The 22,208-nt window shown below is 61.7% G+C and carries 18 protein-coding genes; 4 read left to right on the top strand and 14 right to left on the bottom strand.

What is annotated here, in order from left to right; translation table 11 throughout:
* The first annotated feature begins 99 nt into the window (after window positions 1-99).
* Window positions 100-984, top strand: coding sequence for a LysR substrate-binding domain-containing protein (locus tag ABVN20_RS22600; protein WP_368557966.1), 885 nt, complete (start codon window positions 100-102; stop codon window positions 982-984).
* Window positions 985-989: 5 nt separating this feature from the next.
* Here ABVN20_RS22600 and ABVN20_RS22595 read toward each other — a convergent pair whose 3' ends face one another.
* The 11 genes from ABVN20_RS22595 to ABVN20_RS22545 all read right to left on the bottom strand — a co-directional run bounded on the left by ABVN20_RS22595 (window position 990) and on the right by ABVN20_RS22545 (window position 13,115).
* Window positions 990-2,534 (bottom strand): amidase family protein, encoded by a 1,545-nt coding sequence (locus ABVN20_RS22595; RefSeq protein WP_368557965.1) that lies wholly within the window; start codon window positions 2,532-2,534, stop codon window positions 990-992.
* A gap of 144 nt (window positions 2,535-2,678) precedes the next feature.
* On the bottom strand, window positions 2,679-3,572 hold the full coding sequence (locus ABVN20_RS22590) for a glycine betaine ABC transporter substrate-binding protein (RefSeq protein ID WP_368557964.1): 894 nt from the start codon (window positions 3,570-3,572) through the stop codon (window positions 2,679-2,681).
* A 37-nt stretch (window positions 3,573-3,609) separates the two neighbouring features.
* Complete coding sequence (locus tag ABVN20_RS22585; protein WP_368557963.1) at window positions 3,610-4,278, bottom strand: ABC transporter permease; 669 nt, start codon at window positions 4,276-4,278, stop codon at window positions 3,610-3,612.
* A gap of 2 nt (window positions 4,279-4,280) precedes the next feature.
* Window positions 4,281-5,279: an ABC transporter ATP-binding protein gene (locus ABVN20_RS22580; RefSeq protein WP_368557962.1), complete on the bottom strand. Its 999-nt coding sequence runs from the start codon at window positions 5,277-5,279 to the stop codon at window positions 4,281-4,283.
* Window positions 5,276-5,965, bottom strand: a complete 690-nt coding sequence (locus ABVN20_RS22575; RefSeq protein ID WP_368557961.1) for an ABC transporter permease — start codon at window positions 5,963-5,965, stop codon at window positions 5,276-5,278. The genes ABVN20_RS22580 and ABVN20_RS22575 overlap by 4 nt, the downstream gene beginning before the upstream one ends.
* Before the next feature lie 336 nt (window positions 5,966-6,301).
* The gene (locus ABVN20_RS22570) at window positions 6,302-7,291 is read right to left on the bottom strand and encodes a GlxA family transcriptional regulator (protein ID WP_368557960.1); all 990 of its coding nucleotides are present in this window, start codon (window positions 7,289-7,291) and stop codon (window positions 6,302-6,304) included.
* 210 nt (window positions 7,292-7,501) lie between these two features.
* Entirely contained in the window at window positions 7,502-8,467 is a 966-nt protein-coding gene (locus tag ABVN20_RS22565) for an alpha/beta hydrolase (RefSeq protein ID WP_368557959.1), read from the bottom strand.
* A 35-nt stretch (window positions 8,468-8,502) separates the two neighbouring features.
* On the bottom strand, window positions 8,503-9,396 hold the full coding sequence (locus ABVN20_RS22560) for an amidohydrolase (RefSeq protein WP_368557958.1): 894 nt from the start codon (window positions 9,394-9,396) through the stop codon (window positions 8,503-8,505).
* Window positions 9,397-9,643: 247 nt separating this feature from the next.
* On the bottom strand, window positions 9,644-10,966 hold the full coding sequence (locus tag ABVN20_RS22555; protein ID WP_368557957.1) for an aspartate aminotransferase family protein: 1,323 nt from the start codon (window positions 10,964-10,966) through the stop codon (window positions 9,644-9,646).
* Window positions 10,963-12,030, bottom strand: a complete 1,068-nt coding sequence (locus ABVN20_RS22550; RefSeq protein ID WP_368557956.1) for a phosphotransferase — start codon at window positions 12,028-12,030, stop codon at window positions 10,963-10,965. Before ABVN20_RS22550 ends, ABVN20_RS22555 begins: the two co-directional genes overlap by 4 nt.
* Window positions 12,031-12,083: 53 nt before the next feature.
* Window positions 12,084-13,115, bottom strand: coding sequence for an ABC transporter substrate-binding protein (locus ABVN20_RS22545; protein WP_368557955.1), 1,032 nt, complete (start codon window positions 13,113-13,115; stop codon window positions 12,084-12,086).
* Window positions 13,116-13,344: 229 nt separating this feature from the next.
* On the opposite strand from ABVN20_RS22545, the gene ABVN20_RS22540 reads away from it, so the two are divergent.
* Together ABVN20_RS22540 and ABVN20_RS22535 are read left to right on the top strand one after the other, a co-directional pair.
* Window positions 13,345-14,079, top strand: a complete 735-nt coding sequence (locus tag ABVN20_RS22540; RefSeq protein WP_368557954.1) for an SDR family NAD(P)-dependent oxidoreductase — start codon at window positions 13,345-13,347, stop codon at window positions 14,077-14,079.
* A 69-nt stretch (window positions 14,080-14,148) separates the two neighbouring features.
* Window positions 14,149-14,850 (top strand): GntR family transcriptional regulator, encoded by a 702-nt coding sequence (locus ABVN20_RS22535; protein WP_368557953.1) that lies wholly within the window; start codon window positions 14,149-14,151, stop codon window positions 14,848-14,850.
* Here ABVN20_RS22535 and ABVN20_RS22530 read toward each other — a convergent pair.
* The 3 genes from ABVN20_RS22530 to ABVN20_RS22520 form a co-directional block, all read right to left on the bottom strand.
* Entirely contained in the window at window positions 14,821-15,744 is a 924-nt protein-coding gene (locus ABVN20_RS22530; protein ID WP_368557952.1) for a helix-turn-helix domain-containing protein, read from the bottom strand. The two genes, ABVN20_RS22535 and ABVN20_RS22530, sit on opposite strands and share 30 nt — an antisense overlap.
* A gap of 140 nt (window positions 15,745-15,884) precedes the next feature.
* Entirely contained in the window at window positions 15,885-18,158 is a 2,274-nt protein-coding gene (locus ABVN20_RS22525; protein WP_368557951.1) for a nitric-oxide reductase large subunit, read from the bottom strand.
* A 652-nt stretch (window positions 18,159-18,810) separates the two neighbouring features.
* The gene (locus tag ABVN20_RS22520; protein WP_368557950.1) at window positions 18,811-20,340 is read right to left on the bottom strand and encodes a winged helix-turn-helix domain-containing protein; all 1,530 of its coding nucleotides are present in this window, start codon (window positions 20,338-20,340) and stop codon (window positions 18,811-18,813) included.
* A gap of 312 nt (window positions 20,341-20,652) precedes the next feature.
* On the opposite strand from ABVN20_RS22520, the gene ccoN reads away from it, so the two are divergent.
* Window positions 20,653-22,080 carry a cytochrome-c oxidase, cbb3-type subunit I gene (gene ccoN / locus ABVN20_RS22515; RefSeq protein WP_368557949.1) on the top strand — a complete coding sequence of 476 codons (1,428 nt, stop codon included), beginning with the start codon at window positions 20,653-20,655 and terminating at the stop codon, window positions 22,078-22,080.
* The last annotated feature ends 128 nt before the right edge of the window (window positions 22,081-22,208 follow it).

The following is a 22,208-nucleotide window of genomic DNA, read 5'->3' as shown; positions in this document are numbered from 1 at the left end:
ATTAATGGATGAGCCTCAGGTCGTTATAGGTGCCAATGATCCCGCAGGTTCGGTCACCCAACAAACGGATATTTCTGCCGCTAACGATGAGTTTTATGAATGAATTACCGTCATCTCACGCCGTCGATGTCGCTGCTGCTGGCATTTGAAGCCGCCGCCCGCCATGAAAGCTACACCCGCGCGGCGCTGGAATTGTCGCTGACCCAGAGCGCGGTGAGCCGCCAGGTGCAGGCGCTGGAGCAGCAATTGGGCCTGACCCTGTTCCGCCGCGAAGGCCGCCAGGTGCAGTTGACCGACGTCGGCCGCCTGTACCAGCGGGAAATGAGCGAGGCCCTGGGGCGTATCCGCAGCGCGACCTTGCAGGCCATGGCCTATCAGTCCGGCAGTGGCACCCTGCGCCTGGCCACCCTGCCGACCTTCGGCTCGAAATGGCTGCTGCCGCGCCTGCATGATTTCTACAAAAACCACCCCGGCATGCTGGTGCACATCCATTCGCGGATCGACACCATCGACTTCGAATCCAGCGGCATCGACGCCGCCATCGTCGTCGGCTCCAGCGACCTGCCGGGGTTGATCAGCCACCGGCTGCACACCGAAGAACTGCTGGTGGTGATCTCCCCGCAGGCCGCAGCCGCCCAGGACAACTGGAGCGCAGAACGCATCGGCGAGCAGACCCTGCTCAATGTCGCCACCAACGCCAACGTCTGGGGCGAGTGGTTCAGCCACCACCGTCTGCCCCACCGCCTGATGCGCCTGGGGCCGAGCTTCGAACTCACCTCGCACTTGATTCAGGCGGTGCGGGCCGGCATCGGCATCGGTCTGGTACCGCGCATCCTGGTGAGCGACGAACTGGCCAACGGCGAGCTGATCAGCCTCGACCTGCCCTTCGCCAGCCAGCGCACCTACTACCTGGCCTACCCGCCACGCAACGAAATGCTGCCCTCGCTGGTGGCGTTCCGCGCCTGGCTGCTGGCGCAGATCTGACCGGTTCAGCGACCGAGGAAGGCGTAGCCCAGGCCGACGACCTTGGCGTCTTCGCCGTAGCCTGCAAGGAATGACACCCCCACCGGCAGGTTGCCCTTGATGGTGCCGGCCGGCACGGTGATTTCCGGGAAACCCGTGGCCGAGGCGATGTACGACGAAGCGTAGGTGTCGCCGGCCTTGCACACGTAGCTGTCATCGGTCACGCCATGCACCACCGACGCCGGGCAGTTGATGGTGGCGAAGAACAGGCTGTCGACCTTGTTCTGGCGCATGATGTCCATCAATTGCGCGCGCAGTTGCGGGATCTTGCGCGACAGGATCGAAATGTACTGCGGCGAATCGGTGCTGTCGCTCTTCGCCAGCGCTGCCAGCCCTTCCAGACGTGCCGGGTTCATCCCATGCGCGGCGTTCTCGGCCTGGTTCTTCTGCGCCAACTCGAGAAATTGCGCCAGGGTGCGCGGCTGGTTCGCCCCGAGCGTGGCCAGGTAGCGCTCGAACTGCGGCTTGAATTCGCCCTCACCCACCGGCCCGAGCACATCGCTCCACAGGGTTTCGAAGGCCTTGGGCAACTCGATGGCGACCACGTGAGCGCCGCGCTCGCCAAGGGTTTGCTGGGCCTTGAGGAACACCTGGTCGACCTCGGGGTTGGCGCCCTTGAAGTTGCTGATCACGCCGATGGTCTTGCCCTTGAGCGAAGCAGCGCCCAGCGCCTGTTCGAAACGGATGCCGTCGCTGGCCAGGTCCTGGGTCGCCGGATCGTTGCTGTCTGGCCCCTTGATCGCGTCCAGCACGATGGCCTGGTCGAGCACGCTGTTGGTGATCACGCCGCCGGTGTCGAAGGCCAGCGACAACGGGATAATGCCGCTGCGACTGATCAGTCCCAGGGACGGGCGAAAACCGACGGTGCCGGTGACGCTGGCTGGGGCGCGGATCGAGCCGCTGGTGTCCGAGCCCAGGGCGAACGGCGCGAACTGCGCGGCCACCGAGGCGGCCGAGCCACTGCTGGAGCCGGACGCGTCACGCTTGGTGTTCTTCGGGTTGAGGGTCTGGCCGCCGAACGAGCTGTAGCCGAACCAGCCGAAGGATGCCGCGAGTTCCGACAGGTTGGCCTTGCCCAGCAGGATCGCCTGGCCGTCGATGAGTTTCTTCACGGTAAAGGCGTCCTGGCTCGGCACCGATTCACGCAGCACGTAGGAACCGCCGGACGTGACCATGCCGGCGGTGTCGAAATTGTCCTTCGCCACGAATGGAATACCGGCCAGCGGCGCATGCTTGGCGCCTGGATTCTTCGCCCGCTCGACGTCCCACTGGCGCGCCTGCTCAAGCGCCTGGTCATTGACCGTCACCAGCGCGTTGATCCGTTGGCCCTGACGATTGTTGGCCTGAATGTTGTCCAGGTAGTGCCGGACCAGTTGCTCGGAACTGAGCGTGCCCCGGTCCAGGGCCTGGCGCATGTCGGCCAGGCTCATACGCTCGATAGCGTCATCGGCAAAGGCGCTGGCCGACAACGCCAACATCGAACAAGCCACCAACTGTTTACTCATCTGCATGGGTAATGCTCCGAAGAAAGACAGGCGAACGAAAAGCGCCCGCGCCGTATGAAGGTTGGCGCGCGTACGATGGGCAGGAGGGATAAAAAACAGGCCAGCGATGCGCTGGCCCGAGCCGGTGGCAATAACGCCACCGAAAAACAGCTAGAGCAGCTTGTTCTGTTGCAGGAATTCCTTGGACACCGCCTCGATGGACTCGCGGCCCACGTCGACGCGGGAGTTGAGGCCGGCAATGGTGTCGTCATCCAGCTTGGACGACAGCGCATTGAGCAGCTCGGTGACCTTCGGGTTGGCCTGGGCCACTTCGGTACGGATCACCGGCGTCAGCGCATAGCTGGGGAAGAAGCCCTTGTCGTCCTTGAGCACCACGAAACCGAAGGCCGGAATGCGTCCATCGGTGGACAGCACCAGGGCCACGTTGACCTGGCCGTCGCGCAACGCCTGGTAGGTCAGGCCGCCGTCCATGCGCACCACGTTCTTGCGCTCGAACTCGAACTGGTACATGTCCTGGAGCGGGCGCAGGCCGTCGGTGCGCGAGAAGAACTCGGCGTTGGAAGCGAACTTGTAGCTCTTGCCCGCACCGATGTTTTTCGCCAGGTCGCTGATCGAGGCGATGCCCTCTTTTTCCGCCTCATCCTTGCGCATGGCAAAGGCGTAGGTGTTGTTGGCCTTGGACGGGTTCAGCCAGGTGATGCCCTTCTGCGCGTCCAGAGCGCTGATGCGCTTGTAGGTTTCGTCGGCATCGAGTTTGTCGGTGACCTTGTTGTAGATCACCAGCGAAGTGCCGGTGTATTCCCAGTACACATCGACCTGGCCATTTTCCTGCGCCGCACGCAGCACCGAAGAGCCAAGGTCGGCGCGTTTGTCGACCGTGTAGCCATTGGCGCGCAGCAGTTGCGAGGTCATTTCGGCGACCAGTTGCTGCTCGGTGAATTTCTTGCCGCCCACCACGATGGTGCTATTGGCAGAAGCGCTGCCGAGAAAACCCACAACAAAACTCAGCGTCAACAACAGCCTGGCCAGGATCCGATAAGTCATCATGCACCTCATAATTATTGGTTTAGGGTCATTGCGTTCAGGTTCGCCCGGCGAGCCGCAGGCCCCGGGACACGGCCAGGGTCTGGATCACCCCGCAGCCCATGTCCACGGCAATCGCGAGGATCGCAGTGGACGCTGCACCGGCCAGCATCATGCCGAAGTCGTTCAGGTCGATACCGGTGAAGATCAGCTCGCCCAGGCCTCCGCCGCCGACCAGGAAGGCCAGCGGCGCGGTGCCGACGTTGATCGCCAGCGCCGTGCGGATACCGGCGAAAATCACGTTCAAGGCATTGGGGATTTCGACTTTCCACAGCGTCTCGGACGGTGTCATGCCCATCGCTTCCGCCGCTTCGATCAAATGCGCCGGCACCGCCCGCAGGCCTTCGTAGGTGTTGACCGCCACCGGCAACAGCGTGGCGACGAACAAACCGATGATGGCCGCGCCGCTGCCCACACCGATCAGGCTCATGGCCAGGGCCAGCAACGCCAGCTTGGGAATCGCCTGGCCGACATTGAGGAACTGCATGCTGGCCATGGCGTAACGCTGGTTCGCCGGGCGGCTCATCCACACGCCCAACGGCAGCGCCACGATCAGCGCGAGCACCCCGCTGATGGCGACGATTTCCAGGTGCTGGACCGTCAGGTAGCTGATGTCGCCCCAGTAATATTGCAGCCCTTCCCAGAATCGGCTGATCACTTCAGACATGGTCAGTGCCCCACTGGATTGATGTTGTCGACCAGCCGCGCGAGGATGTCGGCCTGATGGATGTAGCCGATAAAGCGTCCGTCGCTGTCGTTGCACAGCGCCCAATCCTGGCCGCGACCGAGCAGTTGCGAGAGCACCTGGCGCAGGTCATCAGCAGGTTTGACGATCAGCGGCGATTGCGTGGCGAGGCTGCTGTTGCCCCCGACGATCTGCATCTGCTCGCGGGGTGCGATCTTGCTGGCGATGTCACCGGCGCGCAGCAGGAACAGGCGTTTCATGATGCGGTCGCTGCCCATGAAGTTGGCCACGAACTCGCTGTTGGGCCGTGCCAGCAGGTCGTCGGGGGTGCCGAACTGTTCGATCTTGCCGTTGTGGAACAGGGCCACGCAGTCGGCCATCTTCACCGCTTCGTCGATGTCGTGGCTGACGAACAGCACGGTCTTGCCGACCTGGCGCTGGATGCGCATGAACTCGTCCTGGATCACGTCGCGGTTGATCGGGTCGATCGCCCCGAACGGCTCGTCCATCAGCATCACCGGCGGGTCGGCGGCCAGGGCGCGGGCCACGCCGACGCGCTGCTGCTGGCCACCGGACAGCTCGCACGGGTAGCGCTTGAGGAAGCGCGCCGGGTCCAGCGCCACCACCTCCAGCAACTCGGCGGCGCGCTTGCGGCTCTTGGTCTTGTCCCAACCGAGCAGGTTGGGCACCACGCAGATGTTTTCTTCCACGGTCATGTTGGGGAACAGACCAACCTGCTGGATCACGTAGCCGATGGAGCGCTTGAGGGTCACGCTGTCCAGCTCGCTGGTGTCACGACCGCCGATGCGGATGGTGCCCGACGTCGGCGTGATCAAGCGGTTGATCATCTTCAGCGTGGTGGTCTTGCCGCAGCCCGAGGGCCCCAGCAGTACGCAGATCTGTCCCTCTTCAACGTTGAAGGAGACATCTTCCACGGCGGTGATTGAGCCAAATTGTTTATTGAGGTTTTCGATCTGGATCACGTCGTCGCTTCCTTCATTGGGCCGCTGGCCACTTTGTTCTTGTTCAGGCCGGTAGGCGTGAGGATGCGTTGCAGGGCATACAGCGCATAGTCGGCCGCGATGGCAATGACACTGATGATGATGGCGCCGGCCAGCAACTGGCGGGTGTCGGACTGGGCGATACCGCGAATGATCAGGCTGCCCAGGCCACCGGCACCGATGTAGGCGGCAATGGCGGCGATGCCGATGTTGATCACCGTGGCCATGCGTACGCCGGCCATGATCAGCGGCACGGCAATCGGCAGCTCGACCTTCCACAACCGCTGCCAGGTCGACATGCCCATGCCGATGGCCGCTTCGCGCAGCGCCGGGTCAATGTTGGAGATCGCGGTGGTGGTGTTGCGGATGATCGGCAACTGCGAATAGAGAAACAGGGCAATGACCGCCGGCACCACGCCAATGCCGTAGCCGATCAGCGACAGGGCCGGGATCATCAGGCCGAACAGCGCCGCCGAAGGAATGGTCATCAGCACGGCGGCGAAGGCCAATACCCAGCGACGCGCCCTGGGATGCTGGGAGATCGCGATGCCGACCGGCACGCCGGTGAGGATCGCCAGCCCCACCGCCACTGCGACGAGGAGCAGGTGCTGGCCGAGGAGCAGACTGATCAGCCCGCCGTTTTCCAGAATGAAACTCAAGGTTTCCATGGTTGTAAGGCCTTCTGTACGTCATTGTTGTTTTTGTCGGCTGTGCATCTGGAAGTGGACGCCGTTTGTGTAAGAAACATTACCGCGCTCACGGGCGCAGCCTGCGCTTCGAGTGCGACGATTTATATCAAAAAATCGCCGTCACTAGGCTTGGCAACGGCGTGCGAGGTTTTACTCGAAGGATAGTTGCCAAATGACCAAGCGACCCTGTGCAGCCGGCGCCCAGCTGCTGCGGAAGCAAGTCATTAGCAAGCTATGTGGTTTTATCGAGGCGCATGCAACCGGCGGGATTTTGCCCCCTCGCCGTGCTGGGAGCGCGGCGAACGATGGCAGGATTCAGGAGTGGGCATCATCAAATTTCCGCCGCTCCTCCCCTGGCGTGCAGGCAAAGACCCGGCGATACGCCGCGCCCAGGTGCGACGCCGAGACGAACCCGCAACTGTAGGCAATCGACGCAATCGGCTGGGTGCTTTCGCGCAGCAAGCGGCGCGCTTCGTTGAGCCGCAGCTCCAGGTAGAAACGCTTGGGGGTCATGCCGAAATGCTGGTGCCACAGCCGTTCCAGCTGGCGGTGGGACAGGTTGCAGCGGTCGGCGATTTCCTCGATGCCGACGATGTTCTCCAGGTTGTTCTCCATGAACGCGATTGCCGCGGTGAGGCGCTTGTCGTGAATACCGAAGCGCCACTGGATCGACATGCGCTGGTGCTCTTCCGGGGCGCGAATACGCGCATGGAGAAACTGCTCGGCAATGCTCGCCGCCAGCGGGTTGCCGAAATCCAGGGCGATTTGCGCCAGCATCAGGTCGATGGCCGCCGTGCCGCCGGCGCAGGTCCAGCGGTTTTCATGGTTGACGTACAGCTCGCGGGTCACTTCGATGGTGGGAAATTCCTCGGAAAACTGGCCGATGGATTCCCAGTGCAACGTGCAGCGCTTGCCTTCGAGCAGGCCGGCACGGGCGAGGATGAACGTGCCGGTGCTCAAGGCGCCGACGGTTTTGCCACGGGCCACGGCGCGCTGCAGGTAGCGCAGCATCTTCGGCGGTTTCTGGTGTTCGATGTCCAGGCTCGCCAGCACGAACACCCGGTCGAAATCCGGCGCCTGGTCGATGGGCTGGGCCTGGATCTCGAAACCGCTGCTGGAACTGACCGGGCCGCCCGACTCGCTGAGCACGGTCCATTCGTAGAGCGTCTTGCCGGACAACCGATTGGCCGCACGCAGCGGTTCGCTGGCACCGGCCAGGGCCATCATCGAAAACTGGGGAAGAATCAGCAGGCCAATGCGCTTGGTGGCGGGGTTGGTCACGGAGGGTGCGGAGTCGCCGGTCATCGCCAGTTCCTTGTCATGGATCACGCCATGTTAGGGCCTGGGGCGGTGTTGGGCCAGATGCAACACCTGTGAGACAAACCTGTGGGAGCGAGCCTGCTCGCGATGGTCGTCAACGATGACGCTGGTACCCTGACACACCTCGGTGTGTTCAAGACCATCGCGAGCAGGCTCGCTCCCACAGGGGATTTTGCGTGGGTGTTGCGAACGGGATTAGGCGCGAGCGCGAATCGCCTGGTCGATGCTTCGGATGATCGTCGCGAACACCGGGCTGTCGACCTGGTTCTGCTGGCCGTGTTGCATGCCCTTGATGATCAGCGCGGCCGGGCCTGCGTCACCCGGGTACTGACGGTGCAGGCGCTCGGACTCGGCCGGCATGTGCAGGGTGTTGTCGGCACCATGGATGATCAGCGCCGGCGGGAAACCGTTGGCCCCTTCGATGGCTTGCTCCGGGTTGTAGGCCACGTAGGACTTGTACGACTTGGCCGTGACGTGGGTGCAGCCCGGCCAGCGGTCGGCGCCACCGGCTTCGGTGTAGCCACCCAGTTGCTGGTCGACATAGGCCTGGGTGTCCGGGTCCAGCGGGTAGTAACCCACACGGGTCGCCTCGGTGCCGGTGTCGAACGGCGGGATCGCCGCATCGTCGGCCAGTTGCAGGATCGCCGCATCCGCTGCCGCCTGGTCGGCACGCAGGCCTTGCAAATGGCGAATGTTGGTGTAGCTCATCGGCACCCAGAAACGGATCTGCTCGCCGCCGGCCGCTGCCAGTTCGGCCACGGCACCCAGGCTCGCCACCGAGCCCATCGCCCAGGAAGCCACCACTGGCATCTGGCCAAAGTTTTCCCGGGCCCATTGCACAGCACCGAGCACTTCGTCCTTCTGGTCTTCCAGGCTGACATTGGTGATCAACTGGTCACCGGCCTTGATCGTGTTGCGGATCAGCTTGTTGGTGAAGAAACCCGCCACGTCGTAGGTCATGACGCGATAACCGCGCGCCGCCAGGGCACGACCGAACAGCTGACCGTACATCGACACGCCACCGGTGAAGCCGGAGTTGAACACCACTGGCGGCAGGGACGCGTCGGCGTTTTCCGGAGTGAAAACAGTCCCTTTGAGTTTCAGGGTCTGGTCCGCGTACTTAACGGCGAAGTCGATTTCTTTTGTAGTAATGTTTGTCATCGCTTGATATCTCGAAGTTAAAGCGTGGGCGTTAATCAACTAACCAGTTGGCCAATGGCATTGCGCAGAAGTTGGCCAGCAGGAATTCGGGTTTCTTTAGAAACATGGTGTGCAACAGCATCGACAAAACTGAACGTCTTGTTTAAATCGAACAATTTGGAATAGGCCACGCCAGTATTGTCAGTGCCCACATGGGGGGCGTCGGTGGCTTCCAGAACAATCTTTTCAACGCCTACGCAGCGCACGATCTGCGTCACGAACCGGGCGGTTTGTGCAGGATCGCTCGAGGTGCGATAACCCGGCCCCTTGAACCACACATTGCCGCGCCTTTTCGCCTCGGCCAGCAGTGCGACGTAGGCAGGTTCATCGGGGCCGCGCTCGGCGTGGCAACTGCCCAGGTGATCAATGATCACCCGCACGTCTTCCGGAACCTGGCGCAATACACGCAGGTTGGTCTCGGCTTCCTTGGCGTAGATGTGCAGGTGCTGGTGCGGTTGCAGACGGGCGTAAAACGCCGACCACTGCTCGCTGCTGAAATCCTCGGGGGAAACCGTTTCAGGCCTGGCATCGTGCAGCACGATGCGGGCACCGATCACCTGCGGATGTGCCAGCCGTTCGCGGGTGGCGTAGGCAGGATCGGCCTTGATTGTCCCGACCAGTTTCACGCTGCCGTAACGCTGGGGATTGGCCGCCTGAAGTTGGTCGAGTTCGGTAAACGAGGCAAATACGTTTTCCGAATCCGGCAGGATGCTTAGATGAACATTATTGATGACCGTTGGCGTAATACCGGCGTCGATAAGTTGATCCAGATAAGTAGTCAGCGGATGCGGTTCAGGTAATGAATAAGGTAACGAACCCGCCACTCGATGAAGATCATCGCGAGTGTAGAAGTGGACGTGGCTATCAATTCTTTCGGTCGAAGGCAGCATGATTTTTGTTTCCCGCTTTTGTGGGAAAACAATAATCGTCAGCGAACCCCCGCCGCTCCCGCCGACCCGACGTCTAGTATCAAAATTCCGCCATGTGCGTCGGTTGGGTGATGGGGTGCCTGATGGCCCGCGGTGCCTGGGCCACCATCGCGAGCAAGCTCGCTCCTACAGGGGAGCGAGCTTGCTTTTGATTTTCTGTGGGAGCGAGCCTGCTCGCGATGGTCGTGAACGATGATGCTGGGGTGGGTTACCGTTCGATTTTGGCCAGCGCCTCCCCCGCCACCGCCAACAACAAATCCGCATGCTCACGCTCGAACGCCAGCAGCGGGCGTATCTTCAGCACGTTTTCCAGCGGCCCGGCTGCGCTGATCAGTACGCCTTGCTCGCGCATGGCGTTGACCACCTGGCGGGTCTGGGCAGCGGCGGGTGTTTTGCTGTTGCGGTCGGTGACCAGTTCGACGCCGAGGAACATCCCCGCACCGCGCACATCACCGATGATCGGGTAGCGCTCGGCCAATGTCTTGAAGCCCGCCACCAGGTATTCGCCCAGGCTGTGCGAACGCTGTTGCAACTGTTCGTCGCGGATCACGTCCAGCACCGCCTGCCCCGCCGCGCAGGACACCGGGTTGCCGCCGAAGGTGTTGAAGTAACGCATGTTGCGGCCGAAGTGATCGACCACTTCGGCGCGCCCGACAAGACCGGCGATGGGGTGGCCATTGCCCATCGGCTTGCCCAGAGTGACGATGTCCGGGCGCACGTTGTGCCGCTGGAAACCCCACAGGTTCAAACCGGTACGGGCAAAGCCCGACTGCACTTCATCGGCGATGTACAACAGACCCTCTGCCTGGGCCAGCGCGATGCCTTCGGCGATGCAACCGGCGGGATCGGCGAGCACGCCATCGCTGGCGAAGATGCCGTCGAGCAGGATCGCTGCCGGACGAATGCCGTGCGCGCGCAGGTCAGCGATGGCCGCCCGCACATCGGCGGCAAAGGTCGAGGCCACCTGCTCCTCACCCAGCCGGTAGGCATCCGGCGCACGCACGGTGCGCACATGGGGCGGCAGGATCATGCTCGGGCCCAGCGACGGCGACAGCTCGGCGATGTCGCCCGTGACCCCGTGATAGGCGAACCGGGTAATGATCACCCCGCTCCCGCCAGTGAACTGCTTGGAAATGCGCAACGCCAGGTCGTTGGCCTCGCTGCCGGTGCAGGTGAACATCACGCGTTCGAGGTGATCGGGAAACGTGCCCAGCAGTTGCTCGGCGTAATCCAGCACACCTTCCTGCAAATAACGGGTGTGGGTGTTCAGTTGCCCGGCCTGTCGAGTGATCGCCTCGACCACCCGTGGATGGCAATGTCCCACCGACGCCACGTTGTTGTAGGCATCCAGGTAGCGCCGGCCCTGCTCGTCGTACAGCCACACGCCTTCACCGCGCACCGTGTGCAACGGGTGCTCGTAGAACAGTCGATAAGCCGGGCCGAGCAAGCGCGTGCGGCGCTCGATCAGGCGTTTTTCGTTGTCCGAAAGACGCTCGGCATCGTCCTGGGTGAAACCGTTGATCATGCTCATGCGCCAACCTCCTGGGTGCAAGCGGCAAGGATTCTGTCGTGGATTTCGGCGGGTGCCATCGCGGACAAGCCCGCCAGGGCATCCTGGGCGCGGTAGGAGTTGCGCAGGATGTACTCGCGGTTGTCCGGGTGCAGATCGGCCCGCCAGTAGTTGATGCACAATGACAACGCCAGGCGTGTCTGGATCAGCACCGGCAGCAGTTGCAGTTCCTCAGCCGTCAGTGGATTGACCTGGTGATAGGCGCGGATCATGTCCAGCGCCGGGGCCAGGACATCCCCCGACACGCCCAATTGATAAGACGCCGCGACTGCCACGTCGTTGATCAGCGGCGCGTGCACCATGTCGCCGAAATCGAGGATGTTGCGCAGCACATCGGGCTCGTCGGGGTCGACGACGATGTTGTGCGGGTTCATGTCGTTGTGGATCACCTGGTGACGCAGCGCGGCGCATTGGCCCAGCACCTGGGATTCGAAGCGGTCCAGGCTCTGTTCGATGCGGTCGCGACGGGCACCCGGCTCGATGTGTTTGAGCCGCGGACGCAGTTGCTGGGCGTGCTGCATGTCCCACAGCAGCACGTGTCCTGCGGCCGGGTGGCTGAACCCCGCCAGGGCCAGGTCAAAACGCGCCAGCGCCTGCCCCAGGTTCTGCCGGAAAACCGTTGAAGTGTGGGCCACCCGATGCAGCGGCAAGCCATCGACGAACGACAGCAGCCGCACCAGCATGTGCTGGCCCGCGATCTCGACCTTCTCGACGAAATTACCCGCCTGCGATGAATAGACGCGCTGCACCGGCAACGTCGGATCGTTACGCTCGATCTGACGCATGGCCTGGTTATGGAAATCCACCACCTGGGGGTTTTCCAATGGATGGGACAGCTTGAGCAAACGCGAAGAACCGTCGTCGAGTATCACCCGGAAATTCAGGTCACGCTCGCCGCCCAGCCTCTCGAGCTTGCCGTTGATTGCGTAGTGTTGCGCCAGAACTTCCAGGACCTGCGCCTCAGTGACCCGGGCAGGCGCCGCCTCCAGCAGACAGGGCTGCGCCGATTCATTCTCAAGCGGCATCTTTCATGACTCCTCGCGTCAGTCACGGGGCCTGCTCGCACAGGCCCCTTGCATTACTTGTTGGCCCAGGCAATGAAGCGTTCTTCCAGATCTTCACCGTGATCGATCCAGAACTCGGCGTCCGTCGCCCGCGCGTTCTTCAGGTTATCCGGCGCGGTTGGCAGTTTGCTGCCGACCTTGGCATCCACCAGCGGCACGGTTTTGCTGTTGCTCGGCCCATAGGGGATGGCCTCGACGAAATTCTTCTGCTGGACCGGGGCACTGGCGAAGGCGATGAAGTTTTCCGCCAGGGCCTTCTTCGGCGAGCCTTTGACGATCGCCCAGTGGTCGAGGTCGTACAGGCTGCCGTTCCACTGCATCTCGAACGACTGCCCCTCGGCCTGGGCCGAGGTGACACGGCCGTTGTAGGCCGACGTCATCACCACGTCGCCCGCCGCCAGCCACTGCAACGGTTGCGCACCGGATTCCCACCACTGGATATCGGGCTTGATCTGATCCAGCTTGCGGAACGCGCGCTGCACGCCCTCCTCGGTGCCGAGCAATTTATAGACGTCTTCCTTGGCCACGCCATCGGCCAGCAGGGCGAACTCCAGGGTGAACTTGGCGCCACGGCGCAGGCCGCGCTTGCCCGGGTATTTTTTCACGTCCCAGAAATCCGCCCAGCCCTGTGGCGCGCTGGCGAGTTTTTTCGGGTCGTATGTCAGAACGGTAGACCAGATGAAGATACCGACCCCGCAATCGCTGACGGCGGCCGGGATGAAATCCTCTTTCTTGCCGATGCGCGACCAGTCCAATGGCTCGAACAGGCCCTCGCTGCAGCCGCGCAGCAACTCGGGGGATTCGACTTCGACCACGTCCCAGCTGGTCTTGCCGGTGTCGGCCATGACGCGGATCTTGGCCATTTCGCCGTTGTAGTCGTCGGCGGTGATTGCCACTTTCTTTTCAGCGGTGAACGGCTGGTAGAAGGCCTTTTCCTGGGCCTGGCGGTTGTTGCCGCCAAAGGACACCACGGTCAGTTTTTCCGCGGCGCTCAAGGGGCCGGCAAGCATTCCAAGCATCAGTACAGTTGCGATTTTGCTGTTCATGCGTCTCTCCGAATGGGCTACGTGCGTGAGCGGCAGCTTTAAGGGATGGCAGATGGTTTTTTGTTTTTGGCAGCAATCTTTCTGTCAGCGCCGGGTGTCGTGCACCCGGTGGCTGGCGCGCGGGTCGACCCCGAGGCGCCGCTCATTAGTAACATATTTAGAATATGATGCATCATAATTTTTACTGGTATAGTCTCTTCACTCCCACCCCATCCCCAGGAGCGCCTGTATGACCGAGCAACGTACCCTCCTCCTCACCGGTGCGAGCCGTGGCATCGGCCATGCGACGGTGAAGCACTTCAACGCCGCCGGCTGGCGCGTGTTCACCGCGTCGAGACAGGACTGGACCGAGGGCTGTCCGTGGGCCGAGGGCCAGCTCAACCACATTCACCTGGACCTGGAAGACATCGACGAAGTGCGCCGCAGCCTGCCCTCGATTCGGGAAAAACTCGGCGGACGGCTGGATGCGCTGGTCAACAACGCCGGCATCTCGCCCAAGGGTGAAGGCGGTGCACGCCTGGGCGTGCTGGAGTCGGACTACGCCACCTGGCTGAGCGTGTTCAACGTCAACCTGTTTTCCACGGCGCTGCTGGCCCAGGGTTTGTTCGATGAACTGAAAGCGGCGCAAGGCTCGGTGATCAACGTCACCTCGATTGCAGGTTCCAGGGTGCACCCGTTTGCCGGGGTCGCCTACGCCTGCTCGAAAGCCGCGCTGGCTGCGCTGACTCGGGAGATGGCCCATGATTTCGGCCCCCACGGCGTGCGCGTCAACGCGATTGCCCCCGGTGAAATCGAGACCTCGATCCTGTCCGCTGGCACCGAGTTGATCGTCGACCAGCAGATCCCCATGCACCGCCTGGGCAAACCGGAAGAAGTCGCCTCCCTGGTGCATTTCCTCTGCACCCGCGGGGCCTCGTACATCAACGGTTCGGAGATTCACGTCAATGGTGGCCAGCACGTCTGAAATAATCTGGAAATCCCGGCCGGAAACTTCCATCATTCGGGCCGGGCATCCGCCGCAGATGAGCGATCAATGAGCACCCCCTACCCGATTCAGACCCTCAATCATTCGTACCTGGGCAGCGGCATCTACGAGCTGCTGCGCGAGGCGCTGATCACCGGGCGTTTCCAGCCGGACGACCGCCTGCGCATCCGCGACCTGGCCGAGCAACTGGGCACCAGCGTGACGCCGGTGCGCGATGCGATCCTGCAACTGGCCAAGGAGCAGGCGCTGATCCTCAAGACGCCGCGTGACATCCGCGTGCCGATCCTCACCGCCGCGCAGTACGCCGAGATCCGCAGCATCCGCCTGGCGCTGGAGGGCCTGGCAGCCGAAACCGCCGCCGCCCTGGTTACCGACGCGGAACTGGCGGACCTGCAAGCCTGCATCGAGCAGAACATCGCCGCGATCAACGCCCAGGACTTGCAGGCGGCGCTCAAGTGCAACCAGCAATTTCACTACGCGTTGACCACCATCGCCCGCATGCCGGTACTGGCCGGCTTGCTCGATAGCCTGTGGATGCGCACCGGCCCGCTGATCGCCCGGGCTTACGGCAGCTTCAACGAACGCATGGCCATCGACCATCACTGGGAAGTACTCGACGCACTCAAGCGCCGCGATGGCGCGGCGGCGCGTGCGGCGATCTGCTGCGACATTCTCGATGGCAATCAGAAGATGCTCGAGTATCTCGAGCAGAGTGCTGAGTCAGGGGATGTTGTGGCGCCGAGAACGTGACTGCCGGGCGAACTCATTCGGCGTTTGCTCGGTGTGTTGCCGGAACGCCCGACTGAAGGTCGCCTGGGAAGAAAAACTCAGGATCATCGCCACCTCGGCAACCGAGTAAGTGCTGTGCCGCAACAGATACCTGGCCCGCTCCATGCGCCGCTCATTGACGTAGCGCTGCGGGGTTTTCCCCGTCGCGGACTTGAAGGAACGGGCGAAATGGAAGCGGCTCAGACAGGCCACGGCCGCCAGGTCGTTGAGGCTGATGGTCGACTCGATGTTGTCTTCGATGTAGTCCATGACCTGACGAAGACGCTTGATTCCAGGGTTGGGGACTTGCTCGAGCGATAACAGGCGGGCAGGCGCCGCACTGGTGAAGCGCTGGATCAACCGCGCGGCCACGCTGCACGCCAGCGACTCGACCAGCAGTTTGCCCGACGGGGTCGAATTCTGCAGCTCCAGGAGAATGGCGTGGCCGATGCTGGCGATCAAATCGTCCTCGAACCCGCGCTCGAACCGCATCGTCGAATATTCGCTGCCATCGAAACCATCACCCAGCGCTTCAGGCGAAAAATGCCCTGGCTCCAGGTGCACGTGTAACAGACCGGGCATGCCGGCAGACAGCAAAACCAGGTCTTCCTGGATACCTTTCGGGCAGATCCACGCCATGCCGCGCTTGGTCGGTGTCTGCTCGATGACATCGTAGGCCTTGCGGGTCACGACCGCCCCGCTGTCTCCACGGGTATCGAGGACCAGTTCGGTGGTGGGTTGCCGGTTGTTCTTCGCGATGACGCCTTCACTGTGGCTGCGCACTTCGGCAACCAGGCCATTCCAGTGGCGGTCGACGGACGAGAGCAGCAGCCCCGAAGCACTGTATTTTTCGAGTTTATAGCGAAAGAGCGGCATCGAGACTTCTCTTGGCCAGGCGGTTCGACGTGTCCGGTGAAGTCTCACACCAAGGTGCGCGGCTGGCAACCACAAGGCGGACGACTCGAACATCAAGGCCAGGCGGTTTGATCCACCCGGCCTTGGTGTTCAGGCGGTCGTTATGGCCGACTGATGATGCCGACGGTCGACACCCCCGTCCGCGCCGACGAGCCGAGCAGCCCTTTAGTGATCTGCCAGATGACGGCAAACGCACCGACCAGGAACACGACGTCGCCGAAGGTGCGCACCCAACGCAACGTCTGCAGCAGATCCTGCTGCATGAACTCTTCGCTGCGGGCGTACCACAAACCCTGGCTGGCACTGGCATAGAACTGCAGGATGCCGATCGGCAGCAGGCTGGTAACGATCATCAGCATCAGGCCGCCATTAAGCCACCAGAAACCGGTTTTCATCAGGCGATCGCTGAACTCGAGGTTGGGCCGCAGGTAGCGCAGGATCAACAGGCTGAAGCCCAGTGCCAGCGAGCCGTACACGCCGAACAACGCCGCGTGTGCGTGCAGTGGCGTAGTGTTGAGGCCCTGAATGAAGTAAAGCGAGATCGGTGGGTTGATCAGGAAGCCGAAGACGCCGGCACCCAACATGTTCCAGAACGCCGTGGCGATGAAGAATTGCAGCGGCCAGCGGATTTTCGTCATCCACGGTGCGCGTTCCTTCAGGTGCCAGTTTTCCCAGGCTTCATAGCCCAGCAGAATCAGCGGCACCACTTCCAGGGCGCTGAAAGTCGCACCCACCGCCATCACCGGTGTGGTGGTGCCGGAAAAGTAGATGTGGTGGAAGGTGCCGGGAACGCCGCCGAGCATGAACAGCGAAGCCGAGCCCAGGGTCGCGGTGGTCGCCAGGCGCTTGGACACCAGGCCCATGCTGGTAAAGATGAAGGCCAGCGCCGTGGTGGCGAACACTTCGAAGAAGCCTTCGACCCACAGGTGCACCACCCACCAGCGCCAGTACTCCATGACCGACAGGTTGGTGCGCTCGCCATAGAACAGGCCCGCGCCGTAGAACAGGCCGATGGCAATCACCGAGCACGCCAGCAGCGCCAGCAGGTTCTTGTCACCGGGCTGGCGCAGCGCAGGCACCATCGCGCGCAGCATCAGCACCAGCCAGAACACGATGCCGGCGAACTTGGCGATCTGCCACAGGCGGCCGAGGTCGACGTACTCGTAACCCTGGTGGCCGAGCCAGAAACTCCACTCGATGGGCATCACCTGGGCAATCGCCAGGTAGTTACCGGCGTAGGAACCGACGACCACCACGACCAGCGCCCAGAACAGCAGATCCACCCCCAGCTTCTGGTACTTGGGGTCTTTGCCACCGTTGATGAACGGTGCCAGAAACAGCCCGGCCGCGAGGAAGCCGGTGGCGATCCAGAACATCGCGCTCTGCAAGTGCCAGGTGCGGGTCAGCGAATAAGGGAACCACTTCGACAGGGGTATGCCGTAGAAGTCCTGGCCTTCCACGGTGTAGTGCGCGGTCACGCCGCCCATCATGACCTGGAAGCCGAACAAGGCGCCGACCAGCAGCAGGTATTTGCCCAGGGCCTTCTGCGAAGGCGTCAGGGTGATCAGGCTCAGGGGATCCTGGGCCGGCACCGTAGGCGCGCCCTCCTCGTGGTTGCGCAGGAACGCCCAGCCCCACACCAGGAAGCCGATGCCGGCCAGCAGCACGACAATGCTGATGACCGACCAGACCATGTTTTCGGCGGTGGCGTTGTTGTCGATCAGCGGTTCATGCGGCCAGTTATTGGTGTAAGTGGCATTCACCCCCTCGCGTTCGGTGGCGGCCGCCCAGGCGGTCCAGAAGAAAAAGTGAGTCAATTGCTGGCGCCGGGCCGCGTCAGGCATGGTCACTTCCTTCATGGCGAAGCTTTGGCGGCTGCCGCTCAGCGACGGATCACCGCCGAACAGCGCATCGTAGTAGGCGGCCGTCTGGCGAATCGCCTGGATGCGCCGCTCGCTGAGCACCAACGTGCCGTCGACCAGCCGGTTATTGCGATATTCGCGCTTGAGCTGGTGACGCAGCACGGCTTGCTGGTCGGTATCAATCTGGGCATAAGCCTTGCCGTAAGCCTGTTGCGCGCCCAGCTCCAGCCAGGCGAGCAGTTCACGGTGCAGCCAGTCGGCGGTCCAGTCCGGCGCCTGATACGCGCCGTGTCCCCAAATCGAACCCAGTTGCATGCCACCGACACTTTGCCAGGCGGTCTGGCCATCCAGAATATCCTCGGACTGGAACAGCAACTGGCCGCTGGCACTCTGCACTCGGTCCGGAATCGGCGGCGCCTGGCGGTAGATTTCACGCCCGAACCAGCCGAGCAGGCAGAACGTGACACCTAATATTCCAATCAGGTACCACCATAACTTTCGGTACTCACCCATATCTCACCTCAATGCTCACATACGGTCGAATGCCGGGGTATGTATTGATTACGCACACGGGCATGCAATGAATGTTTCTCTGATTATTTTTTCGTGAATGACAGCCACTTCGAGCGCGCGCAAACCTGCACTCGGGAAAACCCGAGTGGTGCGTTATGTCACTGTGTTAAACCCGCGATACAGGCTGCGCCCGAAGCCTGCCAACCGGTCGACAGCCGTTGACGAACACGACTGCCGCAAAGACTTCTACAACAATAAATAACCTATCACTGAAATAACCAGACCGCCGAAAACCCAACAAGCCATCACAACTATTTGCACCCTTTAACACCCCATTACACCAAACTGAATCATAGTAATCAGGCATTGATGGGTTTGCTCAGTGGTACTTGCTGATGGCAGAAAGTTGCTGCCGGAGTACGCCGATCAATATGGCTGATCGCTCTCCTGTTCACTTCCCCTGTTGAGCTACGGCACGCCAGTTCCATCCCGCGAGTGCCGGATGGAAACGAGAGGTCACGATGTTTGATGGTGATCACATCGAATTGGGGCGCTCTTGTCGTCAACCGTAGCTTTTTTTAACCCGCGGTCTGGGGTTGCGTGTGTACGTTTATCGCGAGCAAGCTCGCTCCTACGGGGTTGTGGCGTGAGTTCAGCCGTGCCCGATGATGCCGTCCCCCGGCTGCAACCACGGCGTCTTGCCATGACTGTTGAACACCACGGTGGTGTCGCGCCGACCGCCATCGCGCTTGATGATTTTCTCCAGTGCATAGATCCGCACGGTTTCCAGCAAGCGGAAGTCCATGGTGCCGCTGGCCGTGGACTGGGGCACCAGCAGTGACTTGCCGACCAGCGCATCGAGAACGCCCACCAGGGTGGCGAAATCCGGCAAGTGCTGATCGTCAATCGCCTGCACATCGCTGAGGCTGAACACCCCGGCAAAGTCCGACAAGCGCAGAAATAGAGCTTTCTCCTGGGCATTGAGCGCATGAAAACTGTAATCAAGCAGCGCCTCCAGCGTCCGGTGCCGGGACACGGCATTGCGCCGTCCGGTCCAGTGCAGCCGACAACTGCTGTCCAGCAGCGCCAGGGTGCCGGTCAGCCCGAACGTTGCCACGCGCGAGGCCGCCAAGGTGATCGCCAGTGGATTGGCATCCAGCCGCGTGCAGATCTCGATCATCTGCGCCACTTCCTCATCGGGTAACTCGCACAGATGCCCGCTCGCCAGGCATTTGTCGATAAACAGTTCCACCGCCGAGTAGGCCTTCGCATCCGCGGCAGGCAACTTCAATTCCCTGGGCGGGACATCCAGCGGCCCCAGGCGATAGGTGAATTCGCCATCGACCCGCAATGCCTCACGCAGGGTCACCACGACATGTAACTGCGCGCCACTTTCGTACAGCGCCTCGACCAGCGTCGCGACCTCATCGAGAAAACGATCGCAATTGTCCAGAAAGAGCACAGCATGGCGCGTGGCGAACGCGTGTGCGATGGCAGCGAGCGGATCAAGCGGGTCGTGCTCGAGTAAAAACAGCGCTGACAGCGCCGAAATCAAGCGTTGCGTCTCGTCGAGCGAATCCAGGTTGAGGCAATGCACAGCTACGCAGGCATCGGCTTTCAGCCGATCGGCACACGCCATGGCCAGCATCGACTTGCCCAGACCGCCGGCACCGATGATCGACACGCAACGATGGAATGCGATGGCACTTGCCAGTAATGCAAGATCGCTGTTTCGCCCCACCATCCGCCCCGCACGACGAGGCACTATCGCCTCACTGGGGCGACGCTGGTCGGTTTTCAGTTCGAGGCGGGCCATCACATTCAGACGGGTGACTTTCGCGACAAAGCTGTAACCGCGCCCCGGCACATTGGCGACATACCGGGCGCCGTTCTCACCTTCACCCAGTACTTTGCGCAGCAGTCCGATGTTGACGCGCAAGTTGCTTTCATCGACGACGATGTTCTTCCAGGCCTTGGTCATCAATGTTCGCTTGTTGATGACACTTCCCGCCTCGCCGACCAGGACAACCAGAATATCCAGCGCACGACTGCCGATCGCTATGGACTCACCGCCTCGCTCCAGGCGTCTCTCTACGGGATATAAACGGAAGGGTCCGAAACTCAGCACCACATCAAATCCGTCTTCTGCTGCTCCACCCAAGGCGTATACCTCCGTAGTCATGACACGAGTTCTTCACGACTCTTATGCCCATGACAACTTTTATTATTGGCGACAGCCCCATCAGACAATCACCCGAACATCAGCATAAATACGCGCTCAATCAATAAGTTAATCGCATATTGCGTTTCACTATCACCAAATTCGACGACTCAGGCTTTGCACTTATTGCTGACTTTTTTGCAAATATTGCTACGCCGCGAGGGCGCAGGGTCCACACACCCGAGCCGTAAACAACAACGATTCACAAGTATTAACGAGCGCCCGTCGAACAATCCCGTGACCATCCAGTGAACGAATGGATGAGCATTGACAATGAGCACTGTGATGAACAACTCGGCCTACAACTACAAGGTGGTCCGCCAATTCGTCGTGGCCACCGTGGTCTGGGGCGTCGTGGGGATGGCGATGGGGGTGTGGGTCGCCTCGCAACTGGTATGGCCCGAGATGAACCTCGACCTGCCATGGACCACCTTCGGGCGCCTGCGACCGTTGCACACCAGCCTGGTGATCTTCGGCTTTGCCGGCAGTGCACAATTTGCCGCCAGTTACTACGCCGTGCAGCGTACCTGTCAGGTGCGGCTGTATTCCGACACCCTCGCGGCCTTCACCTTCTGGGGCTGGCAATCAGTGATCATCATCCTGCTGGTCACCCTGCCGCTGGGCTACACCACCACCAAGGAATACGCCGAGATCGAATTCACCGGCGCGGTGTGGATGGCGGTGGTCTGGGTCGCCTACGCCATTGTGTTCTTCACCACCGTGGTACAACGCAAGACCAAGCACATCTACGTCGGCAACTGGTTCTTCGGCGCGTTCATCCTGGTGATCGCCATGCTGCACGTGGTCAATCACCTGTCGATCCCGGTGGACTGGTTCAAGTCCTACCCGGTGTATTCCGGGGCTACCGACGCCATGGTGCAGTGGTGGTACGGGCATAACGCCGTGGGCTTTTTCCTCACCACCGGCTTCCTGGGGATGATGTATTACTTCGTGCCCAAGCAGGTCGGCCGGCCGGTGTATTCCTATCGCCTGTCCATCGTGCACTTCTGGGCGCTGATCACCCTGTACATCTGGGCCGGTCCCCACCACCTGCACTACACCGCCCTGCCCGACTGGGCGCAGTCGCTGGGCATGGCCATGTCGCTGATCCTGCTGGCACCGAGCTGGGGCGGCATGATCAACGGCATGATGACCCTGTCGGGCGCCTGGCATAAGTTGCGCACCGACCCGATCCTGCGCTTCCTGGTGCTGTCGCTGGCGTTCTACGGCATGTCGACCTTCGAAGGTCCGATGATGGCGATCAAGACCGTCAACGCCCTCTCCCACTACACCGACTGGACCATCGGCCACGTCCACGCCGGGGCCCTGGGCTGGGTGGCGATGATCACCTTCGGCGCCACCTACCACATGGTGCCGAAAATCTTCGGTCGCGAGCAGATGCACAGCATCGGCATGATCAACGCGCACTTCTGGCTGGCCACCATCGGCACGGTGTTGTACATCGCCTCGATGTGGGTCAACGGCATCACCCAGGGCCTGATGTGGCGTGCGATCAACGACGACGGCACGCTGACCTACTCGTTCGTCGAGTCGCTGCAGGCCAGCCATCCGGGCTTCGTGGTGCGCTTTACCGGCGGCGTGTTCTTCCTCAGCGGCATGCTGCTGATGGCCTACAACGTCTGGCGCACCGTGCGGGTCGCGGATGTGCGCATGGCCGAGCGTGAAGCGCGGATTGCCTGATACCAGGGGCTGGAGAAGTACAGGTGGATTTGGAGAGGTGAAGCACCGGCGATTAAAGAAACAATAAGAAACAATGGCAAATAAGAAACAATGGCAAAGAGCCGTAACCCGGTGGTTTTCGAGAACTC

This window comes from Pseudomonas sp. MYb118, assembly GCF_040947875.1.
Taxonomy (GTDB): Bacteria; Pseudomonadota; Gammaproteobacteria; order Pseudomonadales; family Pseudomonadaceae; genus Aquipseudomonas.
The sequence above is the reverse complement of the archived record's forward strand: the minus strand, read 5'-3'. Positions and strand labels throughout refer to the sequence as shown.